Origin of the sequence: Chitinophaga sp., from assembly GCF_035761305.1 — a bacterium.
GTDB lineage: Bacteria > Bacteroidota > Bacteroidia > Chitinophagales > Chitinophagaceae > Chitinophaga.
This window is the reverse complement of sequence record NZ_DASTRI010000290.1, coordinates 1-4,868: the sequence shown is the minus strand read 5'-3', so window position 1 is coordinate 4,868 and position 4,868 is coordinate 1. Positions and strand designations below refer to the sequence as shown.

At 46.8% G+C, this 4,868-nt stretch carries 4 protein-coding genes and 1 pseudogene; 2 read left to right on the top strand and 3 right to left on the bottom strand.

Annotated features, from left to right (window positions below; genetic code table 11):
- Window positions 1-302, bottom strand: a pseudogene (locus VFS25_RS25120) (AraC family transcriptional regulator); the annotation flags it as partial.
- Between the two features lie 97 nt (window positions 303-399).
- Window positions 400-1,218 carry an SDR family NAD(P)-dependent oxidoreductase gene (locus VFS25_RS25115; RefSeq protein WP_326464942.1) on the bottom strand — a complete coding sequence of 273 codons (819 nt, stop codon included), beginning with the start codon at window positions 1,216-1,218 and terminating at the stop codon, window positions 400-402.
- Window positions 1,219-1,663: 445 nt separating this feature from the next.
- On the opposite strand from VFS25_RS25115, the gene VFS25_RS25110 reads away from it, so the two are divergent.
- A complete protein-coding gene (locus tag VFS25_RS25110) occupies window positions 1,664-2,161 on the top strand; it encodes a nuclear transport factor 2 family protein (RefSeq protein WP_326464941.1) in 498 nt (165 codons plus the stop codon).
- A 6-nt stretch (window positions 2,162-2,167) separates the two neighbouring features.
- On the opposite strand, the gene VFS25_RS25105 is transcribed toward VFS25_RS25110, so the two are convergent.
- Window positions 2,168-3,322: a LacI family DNA-binding transcriptional regulator gene (locus VFS25_RS25105; protein ID WP_422653315.1), complete on the bottom strand. Its 1,155-nt coding sequence runs from the start codon at window positions 3,320-3,322 to the stop codon at window positions 2,168-2,170.
- A gap of 313 nt (window positions 3,323-3,635) precedes the next feature.
- On the opposite strand from VFS25_RS25105, the gene VFS25_RS25100 reads away from it, so the two are divergent.
- Window positions 3,636-4,868 (top strand): SusC/RagA family TonB-linked outer membrane protein (locus tag VFS25_RS25100; protein ID WP_326464939.1); only part of this gene is annotated, 1,233 nt, incomplete at its 3' end.

The following is a 4,868-nucleotide window of genomic DNA, read 5'->3' as shown; positions in this document are numbered from 1 at the left end:
ATCTCGGTATGCAGAAAGTGGCCATTCAAAAAATCCTCATGAATAAACATTATAAAGGCGTCTTCATCATACTCAACATTTTTAAACTCAATGACCTGCCGGGGCTTAACAAATATCATACTGCCGTTATCATGATCGTACCTGGTACGGCCATACATAATAACACCCGATTTAAGCTTCTTAAACCCGATCATGTAAAAGTCGGATGTAAATTCCCGGTCGCCGAGCCCACAGGTTTGTGTGCACCTGTAAATGCTGAACAGCGGGTTCTCCGGTTTTGGAAAACCATTGAAGCGGTGCATATCAGCCAAATTCTTAAAATGCTCCATAATTATAGAAGTTACACAAATCTACGCCGTATTCCAACGTAGATTTGTTAATGCAATGTCATTAAAGCAGTTACTTGCCATGTGCTGCAGACGATATTTCGCTCCAGCCATCCCAGTCGGCATACCGCGCTTCATAAGCCTGTTTAATTAATGGATAGGCGTATTTACCAAGCAGCAAACGCATTGGCGGGTTTGGGCTGTCAATAAGCCTCAGCACTGCTGCTGCTGTGGCTTCGGGATTGCCAAAGAAATCATCCGTTGTACCAGCCTGGAAAGCTGCCTTTACCGCATCATACTGCGGCATTGCGGTGGTGTGCGCGGCAGAAGCGCCTCCCCAGTCGGTGGCGTAACCATTCGGTTCAACCAGCGTAACATTAATACCAAAGCTTTTTACTTCTGCAGCCAATGTTTCACTCAAACCTTCCACCGCGAATTTGGATGCATTGTATAATCCCAGCACAGGAAAAGTGATGAGGCCAACTATGCTCGAAACCTGGATAATGTGTCCGTGCCCCTGTTCCCGCATTACCGGTAATACAGCCTGTGTTAACCATAATAAACCGAAAAAATTGGTTTCCATTTGCCCGCGGGCTTCCTGCTCAGTGGTTTCCTCAATACTGCCAAACAGGCCATAACCTGCATTATTAATCAGTACATCAATACCCCCGAAATGTTCTTTTGCCTTACGGATAGCTGCAAAATCTGCGGCACGGTCGTTAACATCTAATTGCAGGGGCAGAATATTGCCGCCATACCGGCTTACCAGCCCATCCAGTGCGCGCAGGTCACGAGCCGTTGCTATTACCCTGTCGCCTCTTTGTAATAGCGCTTCTGCCCATAATTTACCGAAACCACGGGAGGCGCCGGTTATAAAAATCGTTTTTGCCATTGTTATAATTTTTAAATGCTATGGCAAAATTAGGACGATGGTTACAGCAGGATTTATACAGAAGTAGGGAACATTGATACATTTTTACCTGGCATAAAACATAGCTGAATGCAATATGTTCATAGCCTCCTTCTAAGCTCCCTAACATGCTGGATCGCCATTCGCCACCCAAGCAACATGAATGAAAATTGAACCGGCTGCTTTAACACCGCCCTTGCAGCCATAAAATCATTAATGTATATTTGGAAGCTTGCTGTAATTTTATGAGATCACATTACACTCTTTTTGTTTTTTCTTTGGTACTTGCTTTTGCCTGCCAATCCCAATTGAAAACACCATCATTAACTGCCGGGGAACGGCAAATGCTCGATTCGCTTCAATAGACACTACGATTGTAGCTGAAATAAGGCAATATAACAGACAGTTTACTTAAAATCATCAAACAGTGACCAACAAATTAATTTTCATTCTTTCAGCAATGCTCATCCCTTTTGCAGCTGCCTTTGGACAAAATGATACACCTGCCGATGCAAAAGAGGCTGCACTCTACCAGGAAATTTATACGCAAGACAGCGTCTTCTTCAGCGCTTTTAATAAATGCGACACGGCTACTTACCGGCAATACCTGACCAATGATTTTGAATTCTACCACGACCAGGGCGGGCTGCACTACCTGGACAAAGAAATGCAATCCATGCGGGAAATGTGCCGGCGGAACTCCCATATCCGGCGTGAGCTGCTTAAAAATACCCTAGAGGTTCACCGGCTTGGCAGCTTTGGCGCTTTAGAGATCGGCGTTCACCGTTTTTATCATACCAACCCGGGGGAAAGCGAGCATGTAAGCGGCACTTATAAGTTTATACATGTATGGCAAAAAAAAGGCAATGCCTGGAGGCTGTCAAGAGTGATCAGCTACGATCACGGAAAAATGAATAATAATTAAAACAAATTATCTCCGCGACGACTCCCGGATGATAAGCGTTGTTTCCAGCGATTTAAGCACCGGCGAATAAGCCTCTCCCTTTTTAATAGCATCCAGCAATATGTGCATGGCTGAACGGCCTATATCTGCCACAGGCTGCTGCACGGTTGTAAGCGCCGGTTCAATTACTTCTGCAATCGGATCGTTGCTGAAGCCAACAATTCCCAGCTCTGAAGGAACCTTTATCTTTTTCTTCTTGGCAACCAGCATCAGCTGGATAGCCACCGGATCATTCACGCAAAAAACGGCATCGGGCCTGCGTTTCAGGCTTAACAGCTTTTCGGCGCATTGAATAGCGTCTTTCTTTGAAAGGTCGCAGTGCACAACCAGCTCCTTCCGGAAAGGCAGCCGGTGTTTTTCCAGCGCATCGCGGTAACCGTTTAACCGGTTGTGCGTTACACGCAGCACCAGCGGGCCGCCGATATGCGCAATATTGCGATAACCGTTCTTAATAAGGTGTTCCACTGCCTTGCGCGCCCCTTCATAATCATTCACCAGCACCTTTGAGGTTTCCATTTCATCGCAGATCCGGTTAAAGAAAACCACGGGAATGCCATGTCTTTCAAATGCTTTAAAATGCTCAAACTTCTTCGTTTCCTTTGTCATGGAAATCAATACGCCGTCCACGCGGTTTGCCAGTAATACATTGGCGTTGGCTACTTCTGTTTTAAATGACTCCTGCGACTGGCAGATGATAACGTTGTAGCCCGCCTGCGCAGCTACCTGCTGGGCGCCCATGATAATGGTAGGAAAAAAATAGGTCAGGAATTCAGGCACAATAATGCCAATGGTGTTGCTCTTACTTTTTACAAGGCTTTTGGCCAGCAGGTTAGGCTGGTAATCGAGCTGCCTGGCCATTTTTAAAACAGCGGCTTTTGTTTGCGGGTTAATATCGCTGTGCTCATGCAGCGCTCTTGACACCGTTGACTTCGAAATGTTCAGCGCCTTTGCAATATCAACAATAGTGGTCATGTGCTTTTTATGCTGCCGCATGTCTGCAGATGTTTCCCCCGGAAGTGTGAAATAGATATTACAATCCTTACAATAGTAGCGCTGTTTCCCCCTTACAATACCAGATTTCGTGATCGCATGCACATGGCTGCACCTGATACATTTTATCATTAAAGCAAAACAATTTTGGTCGGTAATACTAAAATAAAACGCATTCTGTTAACCTGCTGCAATAAGATTTTTTTGCCCGGTTGCTACCGGTATCGTTTGCGGTATCGTTCCCGATAGATCCTGTTTTCCAAAACGCTGTGAATTCTTCCATTGTTTAACATTCTTCTCTAACATTGCGTACCACTTATGACTAACTAAAGATGCTTACGTTATGAAAAGAACAAGTTACTTGTTTAAACTAACGGATCCCTTCAGGATCCTGCTATTTGTCCTTTTCCCTCTCTTTGTGCTGCCCGCAAACGCACAATCACTTTTGCCAACTGTTTCCGGGAAAGTAGCGGATGAAAACGGCCAGCCGTTGCCGGGAGCTACCGTTGCAGTAAAAGGTACTTCAAAAGGAACCGTTACCAACGGCGAAGGCGCATTTACATTGAAAGAGGTTGCATCCAATGCAATTCTCCTTATTACGTTCCAGGGATATGAAAACGCTACGGTTGAAGTACGCGGTCAATCGCGCCTCACCGTGTCCCTGAAGCCTGACATCAGTAAGCTGAACGACGTTGTGGTGGTTGGCTACGGCACCCAACGAAAGGCGGCATCTACAGGCTCCATTGCATCCGTTAAAGCAGCGGATATTACGCAAACGCCTGTTACGAATGTGGCGCAGGGCCTTGCGGCAAGGGTTCCCGGTGTACAAATTACACAAAATAACGCCGCGCCGGGAGGTAATATCAGCGTGCGCATACGCGGCACCAACTCCATCAACGGTTCGTCTGAGCCGCTCTACATTATTGACGGCATCCAGATCTCCAACAGCGGCGGCGTAACCGATGTAAGTCCTTTATCCACCATCAACCCAAATGATATTGAGTCCGTGGAAATATTAAAGGATGCCTCTTCCACCGCCATCTACGGCGCAAGAGGCGCCAACGGTGTTGTGCTCATCACTACCAAGCGCGGGAAAAGCGGCGCCACGCGGGTGCAGCTGGACGTTTACCGTGGAATACAAAACATTACCAAAGAGCTATCCATGCTTAACGCTGCACAGTTTGCGCAGCTGGAAAATGACATCTACAACTCACCGATATATGCTGATCCCTCTTCTCTCGGGCAGGGAACCAACTGGCAGGACATTGTTTACCGCCAGGCCAGCATAGAAAACTACCAGGCGTCTGTGAGCGGCGGTTCGGAAAAAACCCAGTTCTCGCTATCCGGCAACTTCTTTAATCAGGAAGGTATTATTATTTCTTCGGATTTCAAACGCTATTCTTTAAGGGCCACGCTCGATCATAATATAAGCAACCACTTTAAAGTGGGCACCAGTGTGCTTAGCAGCTACACGATCAATAACAATATTCCCACGGGCATCAGTTCTATTGACGGGCCGCTTGTAACGCAAAGCATTGTAGGCGCCACACTGGGCGCCCCTCCTACCCTGGTGCCTTACCGGGAAGATGGCAGCATTTATCCTTTTGCCGACCAGTTTAACAGCCGTTACCGGGAAATTTCCAACCCGGTGGGGCTGGCCGATATTCTGAACCGCAAC

Coding starts and splice junctions, on each gene's coding strand:
- VFS25_RS25115 (WP_326464942.1), bottom strand. CDS start 1,218: ATGGCAAAAACGATTTTTATAACCGGCGCCTCCCGTGGTTTCGGTAAA.
- VFS25_RS25105 (WP_422653315.1), bottom strand. CDS start 3,322: ATGATAAAATGTATCAGGTGCAGCCATGTGCATGCGATCACGAAATCT.